General features: G+C 52.7%; 1 rRNA gene. It reads left to right on the forward strand.

Annotation, left to right across the window (positions count from 1 at the left end):
* Positions 1–2,603 (forward strand): 23S ribosomal RNA (locus tag BMW75_RS28970); the annotation flags it as partial.
* Positions 2,604–2,709: the final 106 nt, after the last annotated feature.

Below are 2,709 nucleotides of genomic sequence, written 5' to 3' on the forward strand. Positions count from 1 at the left end.
GCAAGATAATCGAACGGAATGGAAAGTCCGGCCGTAGCAGGTGATAGCCCTGTAGATGAAATTTTGTGTGTGGAACTAAGCGTAAGACAAGTAGGGCGGGACACGTGAAATCCTGTTTGAAGATGGGGGGACCATCCTCCAAGGCTAAATACTCGTGATCGACCGATAGTGAACCAGTACCGTGAGGGAAAGGCGAAAAGAACCCCGGAAGGGGAGTGAAATAGATCCTGAAACCGTATGCATACAAACAGTAGGAGCCTCCTTGTGGGGTGACTGCGTACCTTTTGTATAATGGGTCAGCGACTTACATTCAGTGGCAAGGTTAACCGAATAGGGAAGCCGTAGCGAAAGCGAGTCCGAATAGGGCGATTCAGTCGCTGGGTGTAGACCCGAAACCAGATGATCTATCCATGGCCAGGTTGAAGGCACGGTAACACGTGCTGGAGGACCGAACCCACTAATGTTGAAAAATTAGGGGATGAGCTGTGGATAGGGGTGAAAGGCTAAACAAATCTGGAAATAGCTGGTTCTCTCCGAAAACTATTTAGGTAGTGCCTCAAGTATTACTGCGGGGGGTAGAGCACTGTTATAGCTAGGGGGTCATGGCGACTTACCAAACTATGGCAAACTCCGAATACCCGCAAGTACAGCTTGGGAGACAGAGCACCGGGTGCTAACGTCCGGACTCAAGAGGGAAACAACCCAGACCGCCAGCTAAGGTCCCGAATTATCGCTAAGTGGGAAACGAAGTGGGAAGGCATAGACAGTCAGGAGGTTGGCTTAGAAGCAGCCATCCTTTAAAGAAAGCGTAATAGCTCACTGATCGAGTCGTCCTGCGCGGAAGATGTAACGGGGCTAAGCGATAAACCGAAGCTGCGGGTGTGCACTTTTAGTGCACGCGGTAGGAGAGCGTTCTGTAAGCCTGCGAAGGTGGCTTGTAAAGGCTGCTGGAGGTATCAGAAGTGCGAATGCTGACATGAGTAGCGATAAAGGGGGTGAAAAGCCCCCTCGCCGTAAGTCCAAGGTTTCCTGCGCAACGTTCATCGGCGCAGGGTGAGTCGGCCCCTAAGGCGAGGCAGAGATGCGTAGCTGATGGGAAGCTGGTTAATATTCCAGCACCGTCGTACAGTGCGATGGGGGGACGGATCGCGGAAGATCATCAGGGTGTTGGATGTCCCTGTTGCTGCATCGAAGATGGCGCTTAGGCAAATCCGGGCGCGTAAATCAAGGGTGTGGCACGAGCGAGCATTGCTTGCGAAGTGATTGGAAGTGGTTCCAAGAAAAGCCTCTAAGCTTCAGCTGTACGAGACCGTACCGCAAACCGACACAGGTGGACGGGATGAATATTCCAAGGCGCTTGAGAGAACTCAGGAGAAGGAACTCGGCAAATTGATACCGTAACTTCGGGAGAAGGTATACCCCGGTAGTGTGAAGCGCCTGCGCGCTTAGCATGATGGGGTCGCAGAGAATCGGTGGCTGCGACTGTTTATTAAAAACACAGCACTCTGCAAAGACGAAAGTCGACGTATAGGGTGTGACGCCTGCCCGGTGCCGGAAGGTTAAGTGATGGGGTGCAAGCTCTTGATCGAAGCCCCGGTAAACGGCGGCCGTAACTATAACGGTCCTAAGGTAGCGAAATTCCTTGTCGGGTAAGTTCCGACCTGCACGAATGGCGTAACGATGGCCACACTGTCTCCTCCTGAGACTCAGCGAAGTTGAAGTGTTTGTGATGATGCAATCTACCCGCGGCTAGACGGAAAGACCCCATGAACCTTTACTGTAGCTTTGCATTGGACTGTGAACCGGCCTGTGTAGGATAGGTGGGAGGCTTTGAAGCGTGGTCGCCAGATCACGTGGAGCCATCCTTGAAATACCACCCTGGTTTGTTTGCGGTTCTAACCTTGGTCCGTTATCCGGATCGGGGACAGTGCATGGTGGGCAGTTTGACTGGGGCGGTCTCCTCCCAAAGTGTAACGGAGGAGTTCGAAGGTACGCTAGGTACGGTCGGAAATCGTGCTGATAGTGCAATGGCATAAGCGTGCTTGACTGTGAGACTGACAAGTCGAACAGGTGCGAAAGCAGGACATAGTGATCCGGTGGTTCTGAATGGAAGGGCCATCGCTCAACGGATAAAAGGTACTCTGGGGATAACAGGCTGATACCGCCCAAGAGTTCATATCGACGGCGGTGTTTGGCACCTCGATGTCGGCTCATCTCATCCTGGGGCTGTAGCCGGTCCCAAGGGTATGGCTGTTCGCCATTTAAAGAGGTACGTGAGCTGGGTTTAAAACGTCGTGAGACAGTTTGGTCCCTATCTGCCGTGGGCGTTGGATACTTGACGGAGCCTGCTCCTAGTACGAGAGGACCGGAGTGGACGTACCTCTGGTGTACCGGTTGTCATGCCAATGGCATTGCCGGGTAGCTAAGTACGGAAGAGATAACCGCTGAAGGCATCTAAGCGGGAAACTCGTCTGAAGATTAGGTATCCCGGGGACTTGATCCCCCTGAAGGGTCGTTCGAGACCAGGACGTTGATAGGTCGGGTGTGGAAGCGCAGTAATGCGTTAAGCTAACCGATACTAATTGCCCGTGAGGCTTGATCCTATAACACTGATGGTTATGACCTGGTGTATAGCGTTCCAAGTGTCGTTCAATACAAATTACTGGCTGCCCCGTCAGCAGCCAGCCAACACCAATTACACCCACTGTG

This window comes from Achromobacter sp. NFACC18-2 (genome assembly GCF_900108985.1).
In the GTDB taxonomy this organism is placed as follows: domain Bacteria; phylum Pseudomonadota; class Gammaproteobacteria; order Burkholderiales; family Burkholderiaceae_B; genus Achromobacter.